At 57.3% G+C, this 25652-nt stretch carries 24 protein-coding genes; 12 read left to right on the top strand and 12 right to left on the bottom strand.

Annotated features, from left to right (window positions below; translation table 11 throughout):
• The first annotated feature begins 165 nt into the window (after window positions 1-165).
• A complete protein-coding gene (gene pdxH, locus AC0V6N_RS14065; RefSeq protein WP_486172164.1) occupies window positions 166-819 on the top strand; it encodes a pyridoxamine 5'-phosphate oxidase in 654 nt (217 codons plus the stop codon).
• 7 nt (window positions 820-826) lie between these two features.
• Window positions 827-1621 (top strand): PhzF family phenazine biosynthesis protein, encoded by a 795-nt coding sequence (locus AC0V6N_RS14070; RefSeq protein ID WP_486172165.1) that lies wholly within the window; start codon window positions 827-829, stop codon window positions 1619-1621.
• A gap of 17 nt (window positions 1622-1638) precedes the next feature.
• Here the strand turns inward: AC0V6N_RS14070 and AC0V6N_RS14075 are convergent, their stop codons facing one another.
• A complete protein-coding gene (locus AC0V6N_RS14075) occupies window positions 1639-2793 on the bottom strand; it encodes a serine hydrolase domain-containing protein (RefSeq protein ID WP_486172166.1) in 1155 nt (384 codons plus the stop codon).
• Between the two features lie 35 nt (window positions 2794-2828).
• Between AC0V6N_RS14075 and AC0V6N_RS14080 the strand changes: the two genes are divergently transcribed.
• On the top strand, window positions 2829-3176 hold the full coding sequence (locus AC0V6N_RS14080) for a hypothetical protein (RefSeq protein WP_486172167.1): 348 nt from the start codon (window positions 2829-2831) through the stop codon (window positions 3174-3176).
• A 21-nt stretch (window positions 3177-3197) separates the two neighbouring features.
• Here the strand turns inward: AC0V6N_RS14080 and mnmA are convergent, their stop codons facing one another.
• On the bottom strand, window positions 3198-4370 hold the full coding sequence (mnmA, locus tag AC0V6N_RS14085; protein WP_486172168.1) for a tRNA 2-thiouridine(34) synthase MnmA: 1173 nt from the start codon (window positions 4368-4370) through the stop codon (window positions 3198-3200).
• A 184-nt stretch (window positions 4371-4554) separates the two neighbouring features.
• Between mnmA and AC0V6N_RS14090 the strand changes: the two genes are divergently transcribed.
• From AC0V6N_RS14090 to AC0V6N_RS14115, 6 genes are all read left to right on the top strand, one after another.
• On the top strand, window positions 4555-4974 hold the full coding sequence (locus tag AC0V6N_RS14090; RefSeq protein ID WP_486172169.1) for a hypothetical protein: 420 nt from the start codon (window positions 4555-4557) through the stop codon (window positions 4972-4974).
• The gene (gene sciP / locus AC0V6N_RS14095; protein ID WP_218316081.1) at window positions 4974-5273 is read left to right on the top strand and encodes a CtrA inhibitor SciP; all 300 of its coding nucleotides are present in this window, start codon (window positions 4974-4976) and stop codon (window positions 5271-5273) included. The genes AC0V6N_RS14090 and sciP overlap by 1 nt, the downstream gene beginning before the upstream one ends.
• 183 nt (window positions 5274-5456) lie before the next feature.
• Window positions 5457-5723, top strand: a complete 267-nt coding sequence (locus tag AC0V6N_RS14100) for a GlsB/YeaQ/YmgE family stress response membrane protein (protein ID WP_486172170.1) — start codon at window positions 5457-5459, stop codon at window positions 5721-5723.
• Between the two features lie 263 nt (window positions 5724-5986).
• Window positions 5987-7225, top strand: a complete 1239-nt coding sequence (locus tag AC0V6N_RS14105; protein ID WP_486172171.1) for an efflux RND transporter periplasmic adaptor subunit — start codon at window positions 5987-5989, stop codon at window positions 7223-7225.
• A 95-nt stretch (window positions 7226-7320) separates the two neighbouring features.
• On the top strand, window positions 7321-10827 hold the full coding sequence (locus AC0V6N_RS14110) for an efflux RND transporter permease subunit (protein WP_486172172.1): 3507 nt from the start codon (window positions 7321-7323) through the stop codon (window positions 10825-10827).
• 130 nt (window positions 10828-10957) lie between these two features.
• Window positions 10958-12184 carry a DUF445 domain-containing protein gene (locus AC0V6N_RS14115; protein ID WP_486172506.1) on the top strand — a complete coding sequence of 409 codons (1227 nt, stop codon included), beginning with the start codon at window positions 10958-10960 and terminating at the stop codon, window positions 12182-12184.
• Window positions 12185-12201: 17 nt separating this feature from the next.
• Here the strand turns inward: AC0V6N_RS14115 and AC0V6N_RS14120 are convergent, their stop codons facing one another.
• The 3 genes from AC0V6N_RS14120 to AC0V6N_RS14130 all read right to left on the bottom strand — a co-directional run bounded on the left by AC0V6N_RS14120 (window position 12202) and on the right by AC0V6N_RS14130 (window position 14862).
• Window positions 12202-13041 carry a TonB family protein gene (locus AC0V6N_RS14120; RefSeq protein WP_486172173.1) on the bottom strand — a complete coding sequence of 280 codons (840 nt, stop codon included), beginning with the start codon at window positions 13039-13041 and terminating at the stop codon, window positions 12202-12204.
• Between the two features lie 110 nt (window positions 13042-13151).
• Window positions 13152-14084: an electron transfer flavoprotein subunit alpha/FixB family protein gene (locus AC0V6N_RS14125; RefSeq protein WP_486172174.1), complete on the bottom strand. Its 933-nt coding sequence runs from the start codon at window positions 14082-14084 to the stop codon at window positions 13152-13154.
• Between the two features lie 31 nt (window positions 14085-14115).
• Window positions 14116-14862, bottom strand: a complete 747-nt coding sequence (locus tag AC0V6N_RS14130; protein ID WP_486172175.1) for an electron transfer flavoprotein subunit beta/FixA family protein — start codon at window positions 14860-14862, stop codon at window positions 14116-14118.
• Between the two features lie 196 nt (window positions 14863-15058).
• Between AC0V6N_RS14130 and AC0V6N_RS14135 the strand changes: the two genes are divergently transcribed.
• Window positions 15059-15964, top strand: coding sequence for a DUF6265 family protein (locus tag AC0V6N_RS14135; protein ID WP_486172176.1), 906 nt, complete (start codon window positions 15059-15061; stop codon window positions 15962-15964).
• 7 nt (window positions 15965-15971) lie between these two features.
• On the opposite strand, the gene sucC is transcribed toward AC0V6N_RS14135, so the two are convergent.
• A complete protein-coding gene (gene sucC, locus AC0V6N_RS14140; RefSeq protein WP_486172177.1) occupies window positions 15972-17186 on the bottom strand; it encodes an ADP-forming succinate--CoA ligase subunit beta in 1215 nt (404 codons plus the stop codon).
• Between the two features lie 149 nt (window positions 17187-17335).
• Here sucC and AC0V6N_RS14145 point away from each other — a divergent pair, with 149 nt between their 5' ends.
• Window positions 17336-18112: a 3'(2'),5'-bisphosphate nucleotidase CysQ gene (locus AC0V6N_RS14145; RefSeq protein WP_486172178.1), complete on the top strand. Its 777-nt coding sequence runs from the start codon at window positions 17336-17338 to the stop codon at window positions 18110-18112.
• 50 nt (window positions 18113-18162) lie between these two features.
• On the opposite strand, the gene AC0V6N_RS14150 is transcribed toward AC0V6N_RS14145, so the two are convergent.
• Window positions 18163-18858 (bottom strand): YiaD family glycine zipper/OmpA-like lipoprotein, encoded by a 696-nt coding sequence (locus tag AC0V6N_RS14150; RefSeq protein WP_486172179.1) that lies wholly within the window; start codon window positions 18856-18858, stop codon window positions 18163-18165.
• A gap of 193 nt (window positions 18859-19051) precedes the next feature.
• Between AC0V6N_RS14150 and AC0V6N_RS14155 the strand changes: the two genes are divergently transcribed.
• The gene (locus AC0V6N_RS14155) at window positions 19052-20371 is read left to right on the top strand and encodes a hemolysin family protein (protein WP_486172180.1); all 1320 of its coding nucleotides are present in this window, start codon (window positions 19052-19054) and stop codon (window positions 20369-20371) included.
• On the opposite strand, the gene AC0V6N_RS14160 is transcribed toward AC0V6N_RS14155, so the two are convergent.
• Genes AC0V6N_RS14160 through AC0V6N_RS14180 form a run of 5 tightly spaced genes read right to left on the bottom strand, consistent with a single transcriptional unit; the run spans window position 20368 to window position 25650 of the window.
• Window positions 20368-20778 carry a DUF3035 domain-containing protein gene (locus tag AC0V6N_RS14160; RefSeq protein WP_486172181.1) on the bottom strand — a complete coding sequence of 137 codons (411 nt, stop codon included), beginning with the start codon at window positions 20776-20778 and terminating at the stop codon, window positions 20368-20370. The genes AC0V6N_RS14155 and AC0V6N_RS14160 overlap by 4 nt on opposite strands.
• A complete protein-coding gene (gene lspA, locus AC0V6N_RS14165; RefSeq protein ID WP_486172182.1) occupies window positions 20771-21307 on the bottom strand; it encodes a signal peptidase II in 537 nt (178 codons plus the stop codon). The genes AC0V6N_RS14160 and lspA overlap by 8 nt, the downstream gene beginning before the upstream one ends.
• Window positions 21307-24204: an isoleucine--tRNA ligase gene (gene ileS / locus AC0V6N_RS14170; protein WP_486172183.1), complete on the bottom strand. Its 2898-nt coding sequence runs from the start codon at window positions 24202-24204 to the stop codon at window positions 21307-21309. Before ileS ends, lspA begins: the two co-directional genes overlap by 1 nt.
• Window positions 24197-25135 (bottom strand): bifunctional riboflavin kinase/FAD synthetase, encoded by a 939-nt coding sequence (locus tag AC0V6N_RS14175; RefSeq protein WP_486172184.1) that lies wholly within the window; start codon window positions 25133-25135, stop codon window positions 24197-24199. The genes ileS and AC0V6N_RS14175 overlap by 8 nt, the downstream gene beginning before the upstream one ends.
• Window positions 25135-25650 (bottom strand): dihydrofolate reductase, encoded by a 516-nt coding sequence (locus AC0V6N_RS14180; RefSeq protein WP_486172185.1) that lies wholly within the window; start codon window positions 25648-25650, stop codon window positions 25135-25137. Before AC0V6N_RS14180 ends, AC0V6N_RS14175 begins: the two co-directional genes overlap by 1 nt.
• Window positions 25651-25652: the final 2 nt, after the last annotated feature.

The following is a 25652-nucleotide window of genomic DNA, read 5'->3' on the forward strand; positions in this document are numbered from 1 at the left end:
GAGTCGGTGCTTTCCTACAGAAAGGCGGAGCCTTAAAGCAGGTGCGATGGCATCCTTTTCTCACCTCTTTCCGCACCTATTTGACAGGTCTGCAGATGCACCGCAGTTTTTCTCTCTAGGACCGTGTAACATGCGGTCCATGTCTCGACTAAGGCTTTGAAAACAATGGATTCACAAAAAGCGCTCAATTCGGCCCATCTGGCGGACAGCATGATCGCTGCGGATGCCGATCCGTATGCGCTGTTCGATGCATGGATGGTGGAGGCGAAAGCGAGCGAACCCAACGACCCCAATGCCATGGCGCTGGCAACCGCGACGCCCGATGGGCGCCCTTCTGTGCGCATGGTGCTGCTCAAAGGGCATGGGCCAGATGAGAGCGGAGCAGGAGGCTTCACCTTCTTCACCAATGCCGAAAGCCGCAAAGGCGGGGAGATCCGCGCCAACATGCACGCCTCACTGCTGTTCCACTGGAAGAGCCTCAATCGCCAAATCCGCATTGATGGCCCCTTGGAGGAAGTGACGACCGAACGCGCTGACGCCTACTTCCACTCGCGTGCCTTCATGAGCCAAGTGGGGTCAGCGGCAAGCGACCAGTCGCGCCCGATGGAAACGCGGCAGGACTACCTCGACCGGGTGGAGGCGCTGCGGGCGGAGCATCAGGCCGCAGGCCAAGTGCCCCGACCTGCGCATTGGACCGGCTTCACGCTGCGCCCCGCTCAAATCGAGTTCTGGATGGACCGCGACAACCGCCTGCATGATCGCCGCCAGTTCGTGAGCCATGGAGAAGGCGGTTGGTCGAGCAGTCTGCTCTACCCTTGAGCTCTAGGTGAACGGCAACTCGCCCTTCTGGCAGATCAACGCCTTCACGCGCTCACCCGATGGCGGCAACCCGGCAGGAGTGATGCTGCTGGAGGAATGGCCCGGTGATGCGGTGCTTGCGGGAATGGCCAAGGAGCTTGGCCTACCTGCCACGGCCTTCGTGGTGCCAGAAAGGCACGATGCAGGCTCAGGCGAAGCGGACTACTCCATCACGTGGTTCTCCCCCAACGCTGAGATAGCGCTTTGCGGCCATGCCTCGCTGGCAGCGGGCCATGCGCTGCTCGGGCGAGATGGTGGTGATGCGGTCAGGCTGCTCTCACGGCGGTCGGGAGTGATCACCGTGCAGCGAGCGGGGGAGAGCGTCGAGGTCGCGCTACCCGCTATCGCAACGCGGCCTGCCGAGCACTCACAAGCGGCGACTCTGATTGGGCTTAGCTCGCCTGAGTGCTGGCGATCGCCGTCGGGCTACATCGTCTTCGAGCTTGAAACAGAGGCTGAGCTACGCAGCCTTGAGCCAGACTTCGAGGGATTGGCTAAGCTGCCCAACGACCAGTTCATCGTCACTGCATCAGGGGAGGCTACCGACATCGTCAGCCGCGTCTTCAATGGCGGTATTGGCGCGGGCGAGGACAGCGTCACTGGCTCTGCCCACGCCGTGCTCGCACCCTATTGGGCGGCTAAGCTGGGTCGTGACGTTTTGAGCGCACATCAGGCAAGTGCGCGCGGTGGTGACCTTGCGCTCAGGCTAGACGGGACGCGGGTTTGGGTTGGCGGGTGTTGTGTGACGGTCGCGAAGCCTTAGCCTCTCAAATCACTTTCCTACTCATTATCCACCGGATACAGCGCCATCACATCGGCAGCTTGCTGCAACATGGCGGGTCGCTCTTCGCTTGACGAATGGCCGAGCCGCACCATCGTCAGGCCCTGGTCCGGGGAAACGAGCACATATTGGCCCATATGCCCGATCAGCGCGAACATGCTGGTGGGTGCGCGGTCAGGGAAGAGCGGGTGGCCGCCTTGTAGATCAGGTTCAGGGCGGTTGAGCCAGGTCTGGTAGCCGTAATGCTCAGATGCGGGGCTGGGATCGACCATCGCCTCAATCCAGCGAAGGGGCACCAATTGCTCTCCACCCGGCGCGCGTCCGCCTTTGCGCATAAACTCCCCAAACTTGGCGTAGTCGAGCGCGGTTGCGTGCATCAAGCTGCCACCTATGAGTGTGCCCGACGCGTCGAATTCGGGGACCATAGAGGTCATGCCAAGCGGAACGAACAGGCGCTCCTCAAGGTAGTCGCTCACAGCCTTGCGACGCGCATCGGGATCGTCGCTATCGGTCAGCGCGGTTGCGGCGATATCGGCAAGGATGACGGTGGTGTTGGACGAGTATTCGAAGCGTTCACCCGGCTCTGCTTCAAGCGGTTGCTCCTTAGCCCAGCGCGCCATGTCATCGCGCCCGTCGAGGAACAGCATGCGCACTTCGGATGAATCGTAGGGCGGATCGCCCGCCTCGGTATGGCGAAGGCCGCTGCGCATTTGGAGGAGGTGGCGAAGCGTGATGTCGGCGCGCGGATCGCCGCTTCGCTGCCACAAGGGGACAGGGGCGGGTGCATCGACGCTCAGCAGCCCATCGGCAACCAACATGCCGGTGAGCACAGCGGTGATGGTCTTGGCCATCGACCAGCTGATAAAGCGGGTTTCAGCATCATATCCTTCGCCGTATCGCTCGGCTGCAAGTTTGCCATCCTTGAACAGGACAACGGCGCGGGTCTCACCGATCCCTTCGACTGCAAATAGGTCATCGACCTGCCGGGCAAGCTGATCCTTGGGCGCGCCAGCATCCTCAGACACCGCAGCCAAAGCCTCCTCGGTCAACGGCGGCGGAGGAGGCGGCGCGGCATCGCCGCAAGAGGCAAGGAGCAAAGCAAAGCTTGGCAGAGCCGTGCAGGCAGCGATATGGGGAGGCATACGGAGCATCATCGCTCACCCAATCAAGCAAGGGATCGGCCAAATCAATGGCAAAATCGGCAAACAAGCGCAGTCTCGCAGGACGCGTCATATTGGCGCTGTTGGCGGTGGGAGTGATTGCGGTGGCAGCGACGCTTTGGTCGAACCGAGTGGCGGTGCAGGGTTACGCTGAAGTCGGCACGTCCTATGCGGCGCGCGTGGCGTGCTCGTGTCGCTTCGTCGCCGGACGCGATCTTGAGGACTGCACCAAGGACAAGCTTGGCGGCATGGAGCTGGTATCGCTTAGCGAAGATGTCGAAGCGCAAAGTGTAACCGCAAGCTTCCCGTTGGTCACCACGACAACAGCCTCCTATCGCGATGGCTATGGCTGCGTGCTTGAAGAGTGGGATAGCTAAGCGTCTTCCCAGCAGACGGGGTTACTCGCTGACAGCCTCTGTTGAGTCGATCCAGCCACCGCCGACAACGCGCTCGCCTGCATAGATCACCGCGGCCTGTCCCGGAGCAACGCCGAACTCAGGCTGCGCAAAGCGGATGGTGGTGGTCGCGTTGTCACCGAACGGCCCCTTCAGAGTGATCGGCACAGGCTTTGACAGGCTGCGAACCTTGGCGGTCAGAGGCTCGCCAGCGGGTAGATCGCCGATTGAATTGGTCTCGATCACAGTGGCACTCTCAATCCCTAGCATTCGCTTAGGCCCGACACGCACTTCGCGCGTCTCAGCATGAAGCGAGATGACATAGAGCGGTTCGGGTTGCCCCCCGATCTCAAGCCCTTTGCGCTGGCCTACGGTGTAATGGACGATGCCCTTGTGTTCACCCAGCGTCTTTCCGGTGGAGGCATGGACGATCGCGCCAGGGATGCCGCCTTCGGGGCGCAGCTTCTTGACGATCCCTGCGTAATTGCCGTCGGGAACGAAGCAGATGTCCTGGCTATCGGGCTTCATGGCATTGCGAAGCTCGGCCGCCTCAGCCAGTTCGCGCACCTTGGTCTTAGGCAAGCCACCTAATGGAAAGCGGATGTAGTCCAGTTGTTCCTGAGTGGTTGCATAAAGGAAGTAGGACTGGTCACGCGATGGATCGACTGCGCGGTAGAGGTGCGGGCCTCGCTCAGCTGGCTCGCGCCGAACATAGTGCCCAGTTGCCAAGCAATCCGCACCCAACTCATGCGCCATGCGGAATAGGTCGGTGAATTTGGGGCCCATATTGCAGCGAATGCAGGGAACAGGCGTGCGTCCAGCGAGATATTCATCGGCAAACTGCTCAACCACATCTTCACGGAAAGCACTTTCATGGTCGAAGACATAATGCGCAATGCCAAGGCGGTCTGACACGGCACGCGCATCCGCAATGTCATCGCCCGCACAGCAAGCGCCCTTACGGCCTGTCGCCGCTCCGTAATCATAAAGCTGGAGCGTGATACCGATGACTTCCGCGCCCGTATCTGCCGCAAGCGCTGCGACCACTGACGAATCGACCCCGCCGCTCATCGCAACGACAATTCGGCAGTCTTTTGCGGGCCGCGGCAAGTCGAACAATGCGGCGGTATCAAGCCCGAATTTCGAGCTGGCGTTAAGGGATGCAACACTTGTCATGATCGTGCGCGGATATAGTGAGGCGAGCGCATTTGCGCTAGGCTTGCAAATATACATCTGAAAACAATAGGAAAAGTGGCCCAAAACCTCGCTTTGGCCTTATCAGAAGGGCAAGCGCTAATCCTAAGCGAAGGTAAAGGCCTGTTTTACCTCATCTTGACCAGTGGCGATTATACACTGCTGCATGTTCGAGAATACCAAGCCTATTTTCTATGCGCACAATGCGCGTTTTTCAGGGATCGTCCCTGCAAAAGCGCCGCCGGCTGCCCCCATCGATTCGGTGGTTGCCAGTGCTGCTCGCGATCCTCTTCCGGATGTAATCAGCGATGATGAGGGTGAACTGCGCCCGATGGACTGGAGTGAATTGACCGCCCGGCTAAGCGCTGCACGCGATCTGCGCCGCGTCCTTCAACGCGAGGCGGGTCGCAAATTTGCGAGCCATTCGGGTGGGTTTGCTGATGCGGCTGCTCGTTATTTTCGGACCAAAGACACTGACAAACGGGACGTTAACCTTGTTGCTTTAGAGCAGGGCAAAGGCTCGTCATGCATGAATATACAAAGCAAACAGGGTCATGCAGCACAGGCGATGCGAGAGACAAAATAATGATTGAGAACCAAGATATCCGCCCCGCACAAGTCATCGGGCCGCTCGGTGAGCCGCTCACGATAGACGATTTGCCTTCGCCAAAGACGAAGCGCTGGGTTGTGCGTCGCAAAGCTGAAGTGGTTGCAGCCGTGAATGGCGGATTGCTGACTATTGACGAAGTGCTAGAGCGCTATGGCCTAACTCTTGAAGAGTTTGCGTCTTGGCAGCGCGCTGTCGATCGCTCTGGAATGCAGGGCCTGCGCGTGACCCGCATTCAGCATTATCGCGATCTGTATGAGCGCCAGCTAAAATACTGATTCTTCGGCCATGGGTTGGATGGGCCTTACCGTCATCCATATCGCATTGAACAAAGGTGCCCGGACATTAGCGTGTCCGGGCACCTTGTCGTTTGGCTCAAAAAACCGCTAAAGCCCTCTTCGACAACAGCGCATGCCCCACTTAACAGAGGGCTGCCTGGCTGTGAAAAGGGAGAATATAACATGGGTTGGATCATCGCATTGATCGTTGGCGGCGTTGCTGGCTGGTTGGCAAGCAAGGTTATGAACCGTGATGCTTCTATGGGCATTTTTTGGAACATTGTTGTTGGCTGTGTCGGCTCAATCGTAGGAAATATGATCGTCGGACCGCTACTCGGCATCAGCGGCAGCGTGCAGGAATTTTCGATTATCGGGTTGGTTGTCGCCATTGTGGGCGCGGTTGTGTTGCTTGGCGTGGTGAATTTGATCCAGCGCGGGCGCGTTCGCTAACGCTTTCGCAATCTAGAATTGCATCGGCGGCGCGGCTCCTCTGTTGGGGGCCGCGCCGTTTTTGTGTCGTCAGAGCGGAACAGCAGCTTTCGCCATTCGTCTAGACACTAATGACATCAGTCGAAGCGCGGATTGCCGCATGAGTCATCGCAGATTAATGAACTTGCGGACGGTGACTTATATCTATAATACACTGCACAAAGCTCACCCCTCAGGCCGATGGGCGGCCCCTTACTATAACCGCCCGGGATAAGAGAACTGCGATGAACTACGAAACGACAATCACGGCAGAAACGCAGGACGATATCCCTGCTGATGTTGGCAGCAAGTATGATCCGTTGGCCACACGTTCGGTTCCCAAGGGATTGATATGGGGGCTTATTGCTCTGTTGGGGCTGATCGGCGCTATTGCTGCATACTATGCTTTTGCGGGCGGCGATCCAGCACCTGCCGCTGATGAAGATGCACAGGCTCCGGTGGTTACGGTTATCGCGCCAGGCAAAACGCTTATTACAGGTGAGATGACCGCTCCTGGTACACTTGCCGCGCGTCGTCCGATGCCGGTGGGCGTAGTGGGTGAAGGCGGCCAGGTTCTATCCGTGCGGGTGGATGCAGGTGATTGGGTTCAGCAAGGGCAAGTGCTCGCAGTCATTGATCGCTCGGTTCAAACCCAGCAAGCTGCAGCGCAAGCTGCACAGATTGAGGTCGCGCGGGCCGACGCGCAATTGGCACAGGCCAATCTCGACCGTTCATTGCAATTGGTGGAGCGTGGATTTGTCAGCAAAGCAGATGTCGACCGTTTGACTTCCACACGCGATGCCGCAGTTGCGCGTGTGCGCGTAGCAGAGGCGCAATTGGCCGAACTTCGTGCGCGTAATGCGCGGCTCAATATCGTCGCGCCCGCGTCCGGTTATGTTCTTGAGCGCAATATTGAACCGGGGCAGACCGTTAGTGCTGGCACGCCTTCGCTGTTTGTCGTGGCTCGCGGCGGTGAGATGGAGCTGCTTGCTCAGCTTAGCGAATCGCAACTTGCCGGGTTATCGCAAGGGGTAACCGCGACGGTCACTCCGACTGGTTCGGCTAAAAGCTTCGAAGGGCAGATTTGGCAATTGGCGCCAACGATTGATGCGCAAACCCGCCAGGGAACAGCGCGCATTGCGCTTTCTTTCGCCCCAGAACTGCGCCCAGGTGGATTTGCGACCGCAACAATCAATAGCGGCACTTTGGAGGCGACCGTGTTGCCGGAAAGCGCGGTATTAGCCGATTCTGAGGGCAGCTTTGTCTATGTCGTGAATGATGAGAATCAAGCCACGCGCACGTCGGTGGATACTGGCATGGTTACATCCGATGGCATCGCGATCACCGGCGGACTTTCAGGAACAGAATTGGTGGTTTTGCGTGCTGGTGGCTTCCTCAATCCGGGTGAAACCGTGAAACCTCGCCGTGAAGGTGAACCGATGCCTCAGGCGAATGAGGGATCAGATGAAGGCGAGGAGGGCTAACCCATCCTCGTGACCGCGAAACACGTATCTGGCCATAATGGCCGCGCATCAGGCGCAATCGGCGACGTACAGGACCAAGGCAGGCAAGAACGCTCATGAATTTCCGCAACATTTCAGCTTGGTCGATCCGCAACCCCGTCATCCCTTTGGTGATTTTCACTGCGCTTACGCTTGCTGGCTTGCTCAGCTTTGGCCGCATGGATGTGGTCAACAATCCCGATGTGGAATTTCCAGCTGTCAGCGTCGGTATCTCGCAGCCGGGTGCAGCCCCAACTGAGATCGAGAACCAAATTACGCAGCGGGTCGAAAGCGCTGTACGTTCGATCAATGGCGTGAACTCTATCAACTCAACCGCCAGTGAAGGCTTCTCAAACACCTTTATCGAGTTTGAGATTGGCATTGATCCCAATGATGCGACCGCTGAGGTCAAGAACGCGATCGATAGTATTCGCGGCAGCCTCCCCGACGGAATCCTTGAGCCACGGATTTCTAAGGAAGAGATTTCTGGCGGTTTCCTGGGCATTTATGCCGTCGAAGCCGACGACATGACGATCGAGCAGCTTAGCTGGTTCATTGACGATTCGGTGGCCAAGCGCCTGCTCGGCATTCAAGGAATGGCTGAAGTGGGCCGCTTTGCGGGTGTTGATCGTGAGATAGAAGTGATTCTCGATCTGCCGCGCATGCAGGCCATCGGTGTGACAGCTAGCCAGATTAACTCCGTGCTACGGCAGTCAAACATCGATGCCGCAGGCGGCGTCGCAGAGATTGGCGGTACACGCCAGTCTGTCCGCGTATTGGGCAATTCCGATACGGCTTTTGAACTTGCCCAGCGTCAGATTCAGTTGGGTGATGGCCGGACAATTCGCCTCACCGATGTGGCCACTGTCCGTGATGGCTTTTCGGAGCGGACATCAATCAGCAAGGTTGAAGACAAAGAAGTCGTCAACTTCTTCATGAGCCGTGCAAAAGGCGCGTCGGACCTCGCCGTTTTTGAAGAGGCGCTCTCGCAGATTGAGGAGATCGAGGCCGAAAACCCCGGTGTCCGCTTCATCCCGCTGTTCAACACGGTAAAGTACACCGAAGAGCAATATACTTCCTCGATGGCCGCCATGATCGAAGGCGCCGTGTTGGCGGTGATCGTGGTGTTTTTCTTCCTTCGCGATTGGCGCGCGACGCTGATTTCTTCGGTCGCGATCCCCCTCTCAGCGATCCCGACCTTCTGGTTCATGGATCTGCTGGGCTTCAACCTCAATCAATTGTCGTTGTTGGCACTCGCGCTGGTGGCTGGCGTGTTGGTCGATGATGCTATTGTGGAGATTGAGAATATCGTCAGACACATGCGCATGGGCAAAACCGCCTATCAGGCAAGTATTGATGCCGCAGATGAAATTGGCCTGCCGGTGGTCGCGACCAGTTTCTGCATCGTTGCCGTCTTCCTGCCTGTGGGCCTGATGCCCGGAATTTCTGGCCAGTTCTTCAAAAACTTCGGCATCACTGTGGTTATCGCCGTGCTCATGAGCCTCGCGGTCGCGCGGATGATCACGCCTATGCTGGCTGCATACTTCTTGCGTGCAGAGGGTCACGCTGCTCACGGCGAAGGCCCGATCATGGACCGCTATATGAGCATCCTTGGTTGGACGATGGAAAACGGCAAAGCCAAGGCAATGCGAGCGAGCTACGATGAAGTAGCGTCACGGCCATGGTATTACGCACTTTCCTTTATTGCTGCCGCTGGCATGACGTTCCAGATCATCACGGGCATGCTGATGTCTGCAGATGGCAATATGATCATGATCTTGCTGGGCTTCATGGCATTGCTTCTGGGTGTCCCCGCGGCCTTCTATATCGGCCTATTGATTACGGCTTCTATCGGTGGCTTGATCGGCCTGTTTTCAGATGCCACCACCGGCTTCCTTGCTTGGTCTAAATTCATGATGAAGCGGCTTTGGGCGCGAATGTTTGACCACCGTGTTTGGATGCTTGGCCTCGGCGTTTTGGCACTGGTTTTGACCGTTGTGCTTTTCGCGATCACGCCTGCACAGTTCCAACCCTTGGTCGACAGCGACAACAGCCAGATCGAGATTGAGATGGTGCCGGGCACGACCCTGGAGGCGACCGAAGAAGTATCGGCTGGCGTTGCGGCGCTACTCTATGAGCAACCTGAGGTCGAACGTGCGCTCGAACGCATTCGCGAAGGGGCGGGCACGATCTACATCACCCTTGATTCAGATCGCGAAAAAACTTCGATTGAATTTGAGCGCGACTTGGCTCCGCAACTCGCACAATGGCCTGATGCGCGCGTCCGGTTTGCGTCGCAAAGCGGCGGCTTTGGCAGCGGGCGCGATATCACTATCATGCTCGCAGGCTCAGATCCTGCATTGCTAGAGCAAACGGCGACCAGCGTGGTTGAACAGATGCGCGGGCTTGATACGCTTGTCGCGCCGCGTATCAGCGCTGACCTCAATCGGCCTGAGCTGATTATCACGCCGCGCCCCGCCGTTGCGGCTGAGCTGGGTGTAACCACCGCTGCACTCAGTCAAACGATCCGGATCGCGACCCTTGGTGAAATTGAGCAAAATGCTGCGCGCTTCTCGCTGTCGGATCGCCAGATCCCAATCCGGGTAAAACTGCCAGCGCAATCGCGCGAGGATATGAGCACGATTGAGAACTTGCCTGTCCCCACACGATTTGGTTCGACGGTCCCGCTGGCGCGTGTTGCCGACATCACCTTTGGCTCCGGCCCAACGGCCATCCAGCGCTACAATCAAAATCGTCGCGTACTAATCGGTGCCGACCTTGCACAAGGTGTTGTCAGTGGTGAGGCCAATGCTGAGATTGACCAGCTGCCGATCTTGCAGGACCTCCCACAAGGCGTAACTCGCGCCGTGGTGGGTGAGGCTGAATGGCAGGCTGAGCTTATGGAAAGTCTGTTTATTGCGATCCTTGCCGGCTTCTTCCTCGTCTTTGCGGTGCTCGTGCTGCTCTATAAGCGTTTGATGAGCCCGCTCGTTAATATGACATCGCTGTTGCTGGCGCCATTGGGCGGCATCTTCCTCGTCTGGATTGTTGGCCAGCCGCAATCCATGCCTGTCTATATTGGGGTACTCCTTCTGCTTGGTATCGTGTCCAAGAACTCGATCCTCTTGATTGACTTTGCGATCGAGGAAATGGCCGAAGGTACTCGCAAATTCGAAGCAATCATGGAGGCCGGTCACAAACGGGCGCAGCCAATTGTCATGACGACTGTGGCGATGACTGCAGGGATGGTTCCCACCGCGCTTTCGGGTGTTTTGGGATCAGGCGATGGCGCATGGCGCGCACCTATGGGCACCATGGTGATCGGCGGCCTGATTGCCTCAACGCTGCTCACCTTGCTGATCGTCCCGGCAGGCTTCAGCCTCGCAGATGGTATTGAACGACGCCTAGGCCCATGGCTGCGAGAGCGTATGCTGACATACAAGCCGGGCGATGATGGCAATCCCATCCCACCAGAGCCCGAGCCGGACCCTGTGCCTCCGTATCCCGGCATAGGCGGTCCGGCGGTTAAGCCCGCGGCTTCCCCTGCGACCCGTTTGCCACCGGGCGCTGAGCCTGCGGAATAGCGTGACTTCTCTGTCCCAAAGGCGTGACGCAAAGCGCCAGATCGGGCAGGAAGGCATGGTTATGGAGCACACGCAGCCTTCAGCTCTCAAATATGGCGGTGAGCCGCTGACCGCAGACCGTGCGCGGCGTATGCGCTGGACCGCAACGGGCATGCTCGCAGTGATGGCCGTCGTGTTCTTTTCGACGCATGCTTTGGCGGAGGGCGGCCATCCGGCCTGGGGCTATGTGAACGCCTTTGCTGAAGCAGCAATGGTCGGCGGACTTGCCGATTGGTTTGCAGTCACAGCCCTGTTCCGCCATCCGCTCGGCCTGCCAATTCCGCACACCGCGATCATCCCAATGAACAAGGATCGGATCGCCGATACGATGGCGCAGTTTCTGCGCGAAAACTTCCTGACACCGGCCGTCGTGGCGCGGCGCATGTCGAGCATGAACATTGCGGGCGCGGTTGGAGACTTCCTCGTCGCAAGCCCTGACAAGACTGGCAACGAAGATGCGCGTTCGCGCATCACCAGCGGAGCAGCGGAGATGCTTGCCGAAGTCCTCGAATCGCTCGACCCCGACCGGCTCGGCAATCAAGTACAGTCCGGCCTCGGTTCGCAGCTGGCCAAGATCGATGTGTCGCCGCTCGTTGGTCGTATGTTGGAAAGCGCGATGACCGACCGGCGTCACTTGCCTTTGATCGATGGGTTCATCCGCTGGGCAGGTCTGACGCTAGAGGACAATGAAGAGACCGTTCGCACAATCATCCACGAGCGAGTGCGCGGCGTTCTGCGCTGGGCTGGCATCGACAAGACGATATCCAGCAATGTGCTGGATGGCCTCTATAAATTGCTTGCCGAAGTTCTGGTCGATCCCGACCATCCTCTGCGCAGTAAGGTCGAAGAGGGCCTGCAAAAACTTAGCCAAGACCTCCAACACGACCCCGAAACCCGTGAACGCGTCGAAGAAATGAAGCGCGATTTGCTGGAAAATCCGGCCGTGGCGGAGTGGTGGATGGGCGTGTGGGAGCGAATTCGCCGATCCATGATTCGCCGTGCACGAGAGGCTGATACTGAGCTTGGCAGTGACATGCGCAAAAGCCTGTCTGATCTTGGCGGGGCGTTGAAGCAGGATGAGCGCTTGCAAACCCAGATCAATCGGTTTGCCCGGCGCACTGCCGTTGGCATTGCGACCCGCTACGGTGCTGGTATCGTCAAGCTGGTGTCAGAAACAGTCAAGCGCTGGGATGCGACCACTATAACTGGCCGCATTGAAAACGCCGTTGGCCGCGACCTTCAGTTCATCCGCATCAATGGCACGCTAGTTGGCGGGCTAGTGGGTATGACGCTGCATTTCGTCGTGAGCTTTATGTAGACGCGCAGATTGCTTAACTATCGCCGCATCTGAAAAGTGACGCGCTGAAAATAGTATGAGGCCACTGCCTCACCTTCGATATTGCGGGCAGGTTCGAATTCCGCGCGCTTTAAGAGGGCAAAGCACACAGCATCGTCAAACACTTGTGGCTTGTTCGATTCGACAACGAAGCAAGAGCTCGCCTTGCCCGATTGGTTCACCGTAAGGCGAACTGTGAGGTATCCCTCCATTTGCGCACGAGCAAGGTAAGCGGGGTAGTCGGAGTCGCTTAGCCAATTGCCGTCACCAATTGGTATGGGCGGTGTGGCTTCGCCTGATAGAGGTCGCCCGGCTTCAGACAAAAACACCGATAATTTGGCGCCACACAGATTGAGGTACGAATAAGCGTCGGCAAGCGATTCTAGCTCAAGTGTCAGCGGTTCAACCAGTGCGGTGCGCAAATGCAAAGTGCTGATCTGAGACGCGATTTCTCGGTCGATGGCGATTTCTGGTGCGGCGACCTCCTCGTCGCGCTCAAGCTCTGGCTGTGTAATCGTGACGCCATACATTCGCATGACCGGTCGGTCTCTGCTCGAAGTGGCAGAAATATAACTTCGCACAATCTCTTCTTGTTGCCCAAATTGAATGTGCACACCTCGGCCATAGGGGTGACGGAGAGGTCGCCCGATCAGCGTGAGGTTATACCTGCTCTTTTTCCCGCCCTGTTCAATCCATAAAGTGGTGCGGTCCTCGCCTTCTCCAAAGACGCGGCTAGCGCGGCAACGGTCTCCATACTCTCGAAAGCGCCATTCGGTGGTGGGTGCGAGGGTCAATCCATCATCAGCTCCCACGGGTTCGGGTGCGGAAATAGCAGCCACAATGAGAGTGTATGTTCCAAGCAGGACACAAATCCGACGCATAAAAAAGACCTCCGCCCAGCTTGATAACCCGGCGGAGGTCTTTGGCAACCTTACAAAAACCTGAAGGTTTACAGCGCTCCGGTCAGTTCCGGCACTGCATTGTAAAGGTCAGCAACAAGGCCGATATCTGCAACTTGGAAGATCGGCGCGTCTTCATCTTTGTTGATCGCGATGATCACTTTGGAGTCTTTCATGCCCGCCAAATGCTGGATCGCGCCGGAAATGCCGATGGCGATATAGACTTCTGGGGCTACGATCTTGCCGGTTTGACCGACCTGATAATCGTTGGGCACATAACCTGCATCAACCGCCGCGCGCGATGCACCGATCGCTGCACCCAGCTTATCTGCCAGCGGGTTGATAACCTGTTCGAAGGTTTCGCTGTCTTTCAGCGCACGGCCGCCGGAAACAATGACCTTGGCGCTTGCGAGCTCTGGGCGATCGCCGCCATCGGCAACTTCACGGCTGACAAAGCTGGAGAGGCCTGAGTCGCCTGGTCCGCTGGCGTCCTCAACGCTGGCTGAACCGCCTTCACTTTCTGCTTTCGCGAAAGCGGTGCCGCGAACGGTGATAACGAGCTTAGCATCCGAGCTTTCAACGGTTGCAATCGCGTTGCCAGCATAGATCGGGCGGGTGAAGGTCTTAGGTCCTTCGACCGAAAGAATGTCCGAGATCTGCATCACATCCAAGTGGGCTGCAACGCGCGGTGCGATGTTCTTGCCTGACGTGGTGGCAGGAGCAAGGAATGCGTCATAGCCTTCCATCAAGCCAGCGACCAATGGCGCAACGTTTTCAGCGAGGAAGTCACCGTAGGCTGCATCATCGGCTTTCAGTACTTTTGAAACGCCTGCAATTTTCGCTGCGGCATCTGCCGCGCCGCCGCAATTGTGGCCTGCAACCAGCGCAGTCACTTCACCCAGCTTGCCTGCTGCGGTGACCACGGCGAGGGTCGCATCGTTTACGCTGTTATTGTCGTGTTCAACCAGAACCAGAGTGTTCATGTGTTTGTGTCCTTCTCTTTAGCTGGGCCGCTTAAGCGATCCCCAGCTCCTTGATCTTGGCGACGAGCGCGGCGACGTCTTCGACCTTTTCACCGGCCTGACGAACCGGCGGTTCGCTGACATTGGTGGTGGTAAGGCGCGGTGCGATATCGACACCGAAATCGGCGGGCGCTTTCGTGTCGAGCGGCTTTTTCTTGGCCTTCATGATATTGGGCAGTGAAGCATAGCGTGGCTCATTCAAACGAAGGTCAGTGGTGACGATCGCGGGAAGTGTCAGCTTTACGGTCTCAAGACCACCATCAATCTCACGCTTCACTGCAACGCTGTCACCGTCGACTTCGACCGTGTTGGCGAATGTGCCCTGCGGACGGCCCATGAGAGCAGCGAGCATTTGACCGGTTTGGTTCGAATCGTCGCTGATGGACTGCTTGCCAAGCAGCACAAGACCCGGCTGCTCTTCGTCAGCGATTGCCTTGAGAATTTTCGCCACGGCAAGCGGTTCGACTTCCTCATCTGTTTCAACCAAAATCGCACGATCAGCACCCATAGCGAGCGCTGTGCGAAGCGTTTCCTGAGCTTTCGCAGGGCCGACCGAAACCGCAATGATTTCTTCCGCTTTGCCGGCTTCCTTGATGCGGATCGCCTCTTCAACAGCGATTTCATCAAAGGGGTTCATACTCATTTTGACGTTTGCAAGATCGACGCCTGAACCATCCGCTTTTACCCGCGGTTTCACGTTGTAGTCGATCACCCGTTTGACGGGGACGAGGATTTTCATGGGGATTCCTTCCTGTCGAACAAATTTGTTCCCGCCCTAGCTTGCGTTTACGTAAACGTCAAGTTGGAGGCGAGTGCTTCTATTACTTTTGTCGAATGTCGGTCTCGCGATCCGTCTTAGTTACGTCAACCCTCTGCTTTGATGCATTGGTCATCGGAGTTGCACTCGGGTAGACGGATTGGACAGGAGAGGTGCAATGTTTGCAATCAGACGAGCATTTGGGGCGATTTCGTGTTCGATTGCCCTGTTGGGAGCAGGGGCTACGGCAGCTTGGGCGCAGGAGCCGGAGAGTGAAACAATGCTGGGAGAAGAGGGATTCGATTCTCCTGCAGCGACCTTGGAACAGATGAACTGGCTGGTTGGTCAGTGGGCGGGGACCGGAATAGGCGGGGCTCCAGCAATGGAAAGCTGGTTGCCGCCGACAGGGCCTACGATGGTCGGCACCTTCGTCCAGCAAACCGCCGAAGGTGAGATTATGTTCACCGAGCATCTCTACTTGACGGAGGAAGACGACACACTCGTCCTGCGTCTTAAGCACTTCAACGCGGACCTTACTGGTTGGGAGGAAAAGGACGGCATGCTCACCTTCCGCCTTGTCGCGATTGAAGACTGCGCTGCTTATTTCAATGCGCTCACGCTCAGATGTGCCAACCGTGACAGGCCGGGCGAAGGGCTTGTCGCGGCTGTGCGAATGCAATCAGGTGATGAGTTGCTCTTTCGCTTTCGCAAGGCAGGCGTGAACGATGATCAATCATATGGCTGCGATGGTACGACTTACGAAATCAACGCATGCCTGGGAGATGTTCTGGGTCGAGCTGTAGAACGCGAAGGCCGATATTTAGAGGCAGCAATGGGTTCGTCCGACAACCAATCTGATTTGGCCAATATGATGCGGGATGGTCAAGCGGCGATGGACGAGTACCGGGAAAACGAGTGCAATGCAGTCTATGAACTTTGGAAAGACGGAACCATTCGCAACGCCATGACATTGCGATGCTCCATCAGATTAGTCGATCGACGCACCCACGACATTTGGCGCAATTGGCTCATCCATCAAGACCACACCGCGCCGATCCTGCCAGAGCCAGGACCAACGCGGTAGGGTAAGCTTACGCTGCCTTTTTCACCTCAGCGACGATTTTTTTCGCCGCATCGCCAAGGTCGTCTGCTGGAACAATAGCGAGGCCTGAGTTGGCAAGGATTTCTTTGCCCGCTTCGACATTGGTGCCCTCAAGGCGCACGACCAGCGGAACCTGAAGGTTCACGTCTTTCGCGGCTTGAACAACGCCATTTGCGATGATGTCGCATTTCATAATGCCGCCGAAGATATTGACGAGAATGCCTTCAACTGCGGGGTCTTTGAGGATGATCTTGAACGCCGCTGTCACTTTTTCAGTGGTCGCGCCGCCGCCCACGTCGAGGAAGTTGGCTGGGAACGCGCCGTTTAGCTTGATGATGTCCATTGTCGCCATGGCAAGGCCTGCGCCATTGACCATGCAGCCAATATTGCCGTCCAGCTTGATGTAAGCGAGGTCGTATTCGCTCGCTTCAACCTCGGCTGGGTCTTCCTCAGTCTCATCGCGCATCTTTTCAATTGCGGGGTGGCGATAAAGCGCGTTGGAATCGAAGCTCATCTTGGTGTCGAGCACGAGGAGCGCGGCATTGCCATCGGCATCAGGCTTGGTCTCGACCAGCGGGTTAATCTCAAGCATGTCGCAATCGCTCGCGACGAAGGCGCCGTAGAGTTGCTTAGCCAATTTCTGGCACTGCTTGTTGAGGTCACCCGACAGGCCCAGCGCAAACGCAACGGAGCGCGCGTGATGCGGCATGAAGCCTTGTGCTGGGTCGATCGTGATCGTGGTGATCTTCTCAGGCGTTTCATGGGCAACGTCTTCAATGTCCATGCCGCCTTCGGTGGAGGCAACCATGGCCACACGTCCACTTGCGCGATCTACCAGCATTGCGAGGTAATATTCGCTCTCGATATCAACGCCGTCTGTGACGTAGAGGCGATTGACTTGCTTGCCTTCTGCGCCGGTCTGGATCGTCACCAAAGTGTTGCCGAGCATCTCACGTGCGTGGCTTTCCACTTCGTCGAGTGAGAATGCGAGGCGCACGCCGCCCTTGGCATCTTCGGGCAATTCCTTGAACTTGCCTTTACCGCGGCCACCAGCGTGAATTTGAGCTTTCACCACATAGAGCGGTCCAGGCAGCTGCTTCGCGCCAGCGACGGCTTCTTCAACTGTCAAGGCCGCGTGGCCATTAGGCACTGCGATGCCGTGTTCTTTAAGCAGTTCCTTGGCCTGGTATTCATGGACGTTCATGACTGTTTGATCCCTTACATGTTGTGTCCCGGGGAGAGGTTGTTCGCAAAGCGCCTAAGCACGTATGGCGGCACTTGAAAAGTCCGTAGGCACCCTTCACCAGACAATCTTCGAACAAACGCTCGCATCGACCGCAGGAATGCTCAAAAATGATAGATCAGGGTCTGTTTAAAGAGATTGTGCGCGAAGCGGGCCGGATTGCGCATGCGCGTTGGCCTGGCGAAGGGCATGCGTTGAAAAGCTGGGACAAAACGCCCGGCAATCCGGTGAGCGAAGCCGACTTGGCAGTTGACGTGTTCTTGCGGCGTGAATTGGGGCGATTGCTGCCAGCTGCATCATGGCTTTCGGAAGAGACCGCGGACGACAAAGTGCGTACGAAAAGCGACCTGATTTGGTTGGTCGACCCAATCGATGGCACGCGCGACTTTGTGCGGGGCCGTAAAGGTTGGGCGGTGTCAGTGGCCCTTATCAGCTCGGGCAAGCCGTTGATCGGGATGCTTGCTGCTCCGGCCCGCGAGGAGGAGTGGTTTTCGGTGGCAGGACAAGGCGCGACATTGAATGGCGCGCCGCTAACCGCCAGCACTCGCACAACCTTTTCCGGTGCGCGTGTACCTGTCGATCAATTGCCCTCTGCCGATTCGGATCTCACCATTGTCGAGAAGCCTAATTCGATCGCGCTCAGGATCGCGATGGTTGCAGATGACCGAGCAGACTTGGTTGCGACTCTGCGGTGGGGATTTGAATGGGATGTCGCTGCTGCAACCTTGATCGCGCGCGAAGCAGGGGCGCAAGTGTCAGACGCTTTCGGCAATCCGCTTGCCTACAACAAGCACGATCCGCGTGATTTCGGCGTCTTGGTGTGCGCATCGGCGATTCACGCAGAAGCAGTTGCAAGGCTGGCGGACCGGGCTGAAGCGCTCAAATAGAAAGGGCGGCGCCTAAGCCCCGCCCTCCCAAAAACCACAATGCGTCGACCTTACTGCGCGCGAGCCGCGTTCACGTCGTCCTCGCTAATCGGGATAATCTTGATCTCAACCCGGCGGTTGAGCGGCTCGTCCACTCCATCAGCCGTCTTTACTCGCAGATAATCGTAGCTTTCACCAAAGCCGCGAGCCTCCATCCGGCTGCGAGCAACACCACGTGCCGCAAGGTAATCGAGCACTGCGGACGCACGTTGCTCTGAAAGGCGCTGGTTGAGCGCATCAGAGCCGGTCGTGTCTGTAAAGCCATACACATCGATCAGGCTGTTTGGATATTGAATCAAGCTGTCTGCCACCGCATTGAGCGAATCGGAAAAGCCAGGATTGATGTTGGCCGAACCGCGCGCAAAGGTTACGCCATCGGGCAAGCGCACGAGGATTGCGTCCTGATCACCGATTTCTTCGACATCGACGCCTGAACCTTCAAGTTCTTCATCCAGTTCGCGGATTTGATCGTCGAATTGCTTGCCGACCACTGCGCCAGCTGAACCGCCGATGCCCGCACCGATGATGCGAGCCGTATCGCCGCCAACAACTCCCCCAAGGAGGTAACCCAATGTTCCGCCAAGCCCTGCGCCGATTGCTGTGCGCGAGATTTTTTGCTCACCGGTGTTCGGGTCTGTCACACAGGCGCTGGTGCCCAGCATCGCAAGCGCAGCTGTGCTCGACAAAAGAATGCGAGATGTTTTCATATTCCAATCCTCCTTGGGAATCCCGTTTGGCCACGCGCTCAAAACGAATGTCATGGCAAGGACCGTTTGCTTCCAACTTCAAACGTTTGTCGTTCATGAACGATCCGTAAGCATGTGTAACGCGAAGGCGAGTGATTGCACAATAACGATGAGGTGACTGGAATACTGCGTCATTTGTGCTAGCGAAAGTGTTGTGACACCCTTTCCCTGGTCAGACTTGCTCATCATAGCTGGGCTTATCGTGCTCAATGGCGTTTTTGCCATGTCTGAGCTTGCGATTGTTTCGGCTAAGACTGCTTCGCTGAAAGCCAAAGCTGAGGAGGGCTCTGCGGCCGCTCGAACGGCGATCCAGCTGGCAGCGGAACCTGGCAAGTTTCTCTCTACAGTTCAGATTGGCATAACATTGATTGCCATCATTACCGGTGCGTTTTCAGGCGCGAGCTTAGAAACGCCTGTGGGTGAGAGGCTTGCTGCGATTGGCGTGCCGGCTGAAATTTCCGGCGATGTCGCTTTCACTATCGTGATAGCGCTCACAACCTATTTCAGCGTGGTCATCGGTGAACTGGTGCCTAAACAGCTTGCGTTGCGCGCGGCTGTCCCAATATCGCTGGTCATGGCTCGCCCGATGGCGACACTGGCACAGATCGCGGCGCCGCTTGTTTGGCTATTGGACCGGTCTTCGGCAACTTTGATCCGTTTGTTCGGCATTCGGTCCAAGGGACAATCATCGGTCACGGCAGAAGAGCTGCAAATGATCTTTGCAGATGCGACGCGCTCCGGCGTGATCGAGGCTGATCAGCACCAAATTCTGACCGGCGTCGTCCGGCTGGCTGAGCGTCCGGTGCGTGATATGATGACGCCGCGCACTGAGCTCGACTGGATCGACATTGATGCAGACGAAGCGCAGATCAAGGCGCGGATTGACGAGAGCCCGCATTCTCTATTGCCGGTTGCCGAAGGGTCCCCTGACGCCATCCTTGGCATTGTTAAAGTGCGCGAAGTGCTCGCGGCGTTGGTCGCTGGCGACCCCATTGTGATCCGTGACATGATGCGCAAGGCTGAAGTCGTGCCCGATCAACTAGATGCCATGGACGCACTACGCGTTCTTCAATCCGCCGATATCGCAATGGCGGTCGTGCATGATGAATATGGACACTTTGAAGGTGTTGTGACCCCGGTTGATCTACTCACCGCAATTGCCGGCAACTTTGTGAGCGACCAGGATGAAGGCGATACGCCGCAGATCATCGAATGCAGCGATGGTTCACTTTTGGTCGCCGGTGCCTTGTCAGCCGATGGTCTTGCAGACCGTTTGAGCCTCTCCTATTCGGAGGATCGCGAATTTGGCACGGCGGCCGGATACGCCCTGTCAGTCATGAAAAAGCTCCCGCTAGAAGGCGAGAGCTTTGAAGATCAGGGCTGGCTTTTCAAAATTGTCGAGATGGACAATCGCCGGATCGACAAGATCCTTATCACCAAGCTTGAAGCAAGTGCTTCTGAGGGTCAGGATTAGCCCGGAATGAGCGTTTGCGCTGATTGACCGTCACCTTCGGGTGCGGCGATAATGTCGCGCGTTACGCTGCCTTTGGCCACAGTGTTTGTGGCAGGATCACCAACCTGGCTGCGGATGCCGGGGGCAGCGCTGCCAGCGCGGTCGAGCGCGCTGGTTTCAACCGAACTGCGCGGTGCAGGACCACCGAACAATGCTTCGAGAGCTTGCTCAGATGCAGTGCCCTCTGCTGGACGCGGCGCGCCCGGGGCTGGTGGGGTGAGAGTAAAATCAGGTGGAACCACAAGCGGTGCCTGACGCTGCACAGCAAACTCATCAGGGCGATCACGGTTGAAGACGCCATTGCCGCCGCATGCAGCAAGCACGGCACAGCCTGATGTGAGCAGGATGGCGGTTTTGAGGTTACGCATTAGAATTCTCCGCATTGACGGTCTCGCCGTCAGATTCTGGTCCCTTGTCGCTCATGAAAAGGCTGCGCGCAAGGATGATAACAACACCGATGGTGATAGCCGCATCGGCGATATTGAACACAAGGAAGGGCCTGAAATCGCCAATATGCAAATCTGCATAGTCGATCACATAGCCAAGATTGAACCGATCACGAATATTGCCGAGCGCGCCGCCAAGGATCATCGCAAGGCCAAGGATATCGCCCAAGAGCTTCTCGCGCATCATCCAGATCAGCACGACCAGCCCGATCAGAGCCGTCACACCCACCAGTGCCCAACGCATCTCCATGCTTGTCGCCTCGAACATGCCGAGCGAAATGCCGCGATTTTCGACATAGGTCAGATCGAAGAAAGACAGGATCTCGATATTGCGCACTTCGCGCAATGCCAGTGGGCCGACGACATAGGACTTCACCCATTGGTCGATTGCGAAAAGAAAGATCGCAAAGCCAAGGCCGATTAGGCGCGGCGTGGTGAAGAGCTTACCCATTAGGCAGCGTCCAACCGCGCAACGGCATCATCGCACCGCCCGCACAGTGCGCCGTCTTCGGACACGTCGGGAAGCAAGCGCCAGCAGCGGCCGCATTTGTGGTCGGTGGATTTGGTAACAATCACTTCATCCCCATCAACGCGCGTCACTGTCCCGGTGATGAACAGCTCGGCCAATTGTGCATCGCTGACGCCTTCGGGAACGGCTGAGGCAGGGACGCTGACGACCGCCTCGTTGCTAGACCGGATGACTTTGTCACGGCGCAATGGCTCAATCGCTTCGGTCACACGTTCGCGAAGCGCGCGCAGAGCGTCCCACTTCGCCTTGTCAGCAGGCACTGCCGGAACGCTCGGCCATTCAAGCAGGTGGACGCTGCCGCCTTGTTCGTCGTCTTCGGGATAGCGCGACTTCCACACTTCCTCAGTCGTGAAGACCAACACTGGCGCGGCATAGCGGACCAGCGCGTGGAACAGCAGATCGAGCACTATGCGATAGGCGTTGCGAGTGACGCTGTCAGGACCGTCGCAATAGAGTACGTCCTTGCGAATATCGAAGAAGAACGCACTGAGATCTTCGTTGCAGAAATCGACCAATAGGCGGGTGTAAGTGTTGAAATCGTATTCAAGCGCTGCCTGCTTCAGCTTCCCATCAAGCTCGCTCAGAAGCGACAGGACATACAGCTCCAACTCAGGGATTTCGCCCGCATCGGACATATCGCCGATAAAACCATCCAGCGCGCCCAGCAGATAGCGGAATGTGTTGCGCAGACGGCGATATTGATCGCCCACGCCTTGGAGGATTTCGTCGCCGATCCGGTGATCTTCGGTGAAGTCTACACTCAGCGCCCACAGGCGGATAATATCTGCGCCCGTCTGCTCCATAATTTTGAGCGGGCTGACTGTATTGCCGAGAGATTTCGACATCTTCTTACCCTTGGCATCCATGGTGAAGCCGTGGGTGAGAACCGCGTCATAGGGTGCGCGGCCACGTGTGGCGCAGCTTTGGAGCAGCGAGGATTGGAACCACCCGCGATGTTGGTCAGACCCCTCGAGATATAGGTCAGCAGGCCATTGCAGGTCCGGCCATCGGCCCGATTCCAATACGAAGGAATGCGTGCAGCCCGAATCGAACCAGACATCGAGGATGTCCGTGACCATGTCGTAATCGTCGGGGTTGTAATCAGGGCCAAGGAATTCGGCTTTGCGCGCCTCTTCCCATGCATCCACGCCTTCTTCGCTGATCGCGGCGACCACGCGGGCGTTGACGGCAGGGTCTTGGAGATACTCGCTGGTGCCGCTTTTCAGGAACAGCGTGATCGGCACACCCCATGCGCGCTGGCGGGAAAGCACCCAATCGGGCCGCCCTTCGACCATGGAGCCGATGCGGTTTTGACCCTTCTCAGGCACAAATTCGACCCGCTCAATCTCGGACATAGCGCGGCTGCGCAAAGTACCGCCGCCGTCCAAGTCTTTATCCATCGGCACAAACCATTGCGGCGTGCAGCGATAGACGACTTTGGCTTTGGAGCGCCAAGAATGCGGGTAGGAGTGCGCGTAGTCTGCGCTGGCCGAGAGCAAAGCGCCCGCTTCGCGCAGGTCCGAACAGATTGGTCCGTCCGGCGCATTGAAGGGTTTGTTGATGACCGACCGGCGGCGCTCTTTGCCGTCTGCGTCTTTGTCATCCGCACCGAGCCAAGCCCAGTCATCGCGATATCGGCCATCGTCCATCACCGCGAAGACCGGATTGATGCCGTTCGCCTTGCACAGGTCGAAATCATCCTCGCCGTGATCGGGCGACATATGGACGAGGCCGGTGCCGCTGTCGGTGGTGACAAAATCGCCTTCGAGGAACGGGCGCGGTGTTGCGTAGAACCCGCCGAGCTTCCACATGGGGTGGACCGCTTTGGCGCCTTTTAGCTCGCTGCCTAAGAATGTTTCACGGACCTTGAATCTAAGCAGATTTTGGTCTTCGTTTTCCTTCATTCGGCCATTGAGGGCATCCACCAAATCGCTCCCTACAACATAGCGGCCGGTTTCGACCCAAGTGCCCTCTTCGGAGTCTATACGCTCTTCTTCTTGAACAAGGGCGTATTCGATCTCGGACCCATAAGCCAAAGCCTGATTAACAGGGATGGTCCAAGGGGTTGTCGTCCAGATGATTGCTCTAACTTCCTGGCCGTCAGTTCGAGACCTCGTGATTGCTGGGCAATTCGGAGCTTCCGAAATCTCAAACGCTACATCGATTTGCGGGCTGTCGGTCAGGTCTTCATATTCGACCTCAGCTTCGGCCAGCGCGGTCTTTTCGACCGGGGACCACATCACCGGCTTTGAGCCGCGATATAAATTGCCCGCTTCGGCGAACTTCATCAGCTCAGCGACAATCGTCGCCTCAGCCTGAAAATCCATGGTGAGGTAGGGATTGTCCCAATCGCCCATAATGCCAAGGCGCTTGAGCTGCTCGCGCTGAGTGTCGACCCATTTTTGCGCGTAAGCGCGGCATTCGGCGCGGAATTCGCGTGCCGGGACTTCGTCCTTATTCTTCTTTTTCTTGCGATATTGCTCTTCGACTTTCCACTCAATCGGAAGACCGTGGCAATCCCAGCCGGGCACATAGGGCGCGTCTTTGCCCATCAGGTTCTGTGTGCGGCACACCATGTCTTTGAGGATATGGTTGAGCGCATGGCCGATATGCATATCGCCATTCGCATAGGGAGGGCCATCGTGGAGGATGAACTTCTCACGACCCAAACGCGCTTCACGCAGCTTGGTGTACAGATCAATTTCGCGCCAGCGTGCCTCAATGCCCGGTTCCTTCGTTGGAAGGCCGGCTTTCATGGGGAAGGCAGTCTTCGGCAGGAAGACGGTGTCCTTAAGGTCGCGTTTTGTCTCTTCAGTCATCGGGAGCCGCGCTTAGTAGGCGCCGGGCCTCTGCGCAATCCTTCTCCATCTGGATGATCAAATCATCAAGGCTATCGAACTTGGCCTCACCGCGTAAGAAATGGTGAAACGCCACCTCAATTTCCTGTCCGTACAGATCACCAGAATAGTCGAAGAAATGCGGTTCGAGCAGTTCCTTGGGCGGTTCGAACTGCGGGCGGATGCCCATATTGGCCGCGCCTTTGAGCACTTGGCCGGAGCTGAGAATTTTGCCGGTCACCGCATAAACCCCGTATTTGGGCCGCAGATAGTTTTCGACATGCAGGTTGGCGGTGGGATAGCCTAGCTTGCGCCCGTTCTTATCGCCGTGTTCGACAATGCCCCGGATCGCGAAAGGGCGTGTGAGCAATTCAGCGGCCAATTGTGGATCGCCATCGCGCAAAGCTTCGCGCACGCGGCTGGAGGAGATGATGCCTTCTTGCGTGACTGCCTCGACCACCCGCGATTGCAGGCTGTGTTCGCCGCCGAACCCCTTTAGCAGATCGACATTGCCCTTCGCGCCTTTGCCAAAGGTAAAGTCGCCGCCTGTCACCACGCCATGCGCGCCGAAACGTTCGATCAGGATTTGGGTGATGAAGTCTTCGGCGCTGGTGCCTGCGAGCTCTCCGTCGAAATGGAAGACCAGCATCGCGGTCGCGCCCGCCGCGAGATACAATTCCTGCCGCTGCTCAAGTGTCGTTAAGCGAAAGGGAGGCGCATCGGGTTTGAAAAAGCGTACGGGATGTGGGTCGAACGTCGCGATGATAGAAGGGCGTCCTTCTTCATGCGCCCAGTTGATCGCTTCGCCTGCGACTGCCTGATGCCCTTGGTGAAAGCCATCGAAGTTTCCCAGCGCAATGATCGCGCCGCGCAATGGGTCAGCAATGGCCTCGCGGTGATCGAGCCAGCGCATTAGGCGTCGGCCTCTTCTGCGTTGGCGCGGTGATAGGTGACAAAGGAATAGGCGGGGTAGTCGCCTTCGCTTGCGTGATCTTCTCGCATGGCCACTTCCCATTCTGACCCAAGCGGCTTCATGAAAGTGTCGCCTGCATAGTTTGCATGGATCTCGGTCACTTCAATGCGCTGGGCCAAGGGCCGGAACACATCGTAAATCGCAGCGCCGCCAACCACGGCGATTTCGTTCTCTTGATTGCCCTGTTGCGCAGTGGCGATTGCCTCGTCAACGGAACTGACGACTTCGGCCCCTTCGCTGTCCCACTGTTCGCGCCGAGTGAGCACGATGTGACGGCGGTCCGGCAAAAGCCCCGGTAGGCTTTCAAAGGTCTTGCGCCCCATGATCATCGGTTTGGCCATAGTTAGCGCCTTGAACCGTTTGAGGTCCGCTGGCAGCCGCCATGGAAGCTGGCCCTTATTGCCGATCGTACCATTGGCAGCGCGGGCATAGATCAGGAATAGAGGGTTGTTCACGC

Source organism: Erythrobacter sp. S57(2025), assembly GCF_057365055.1.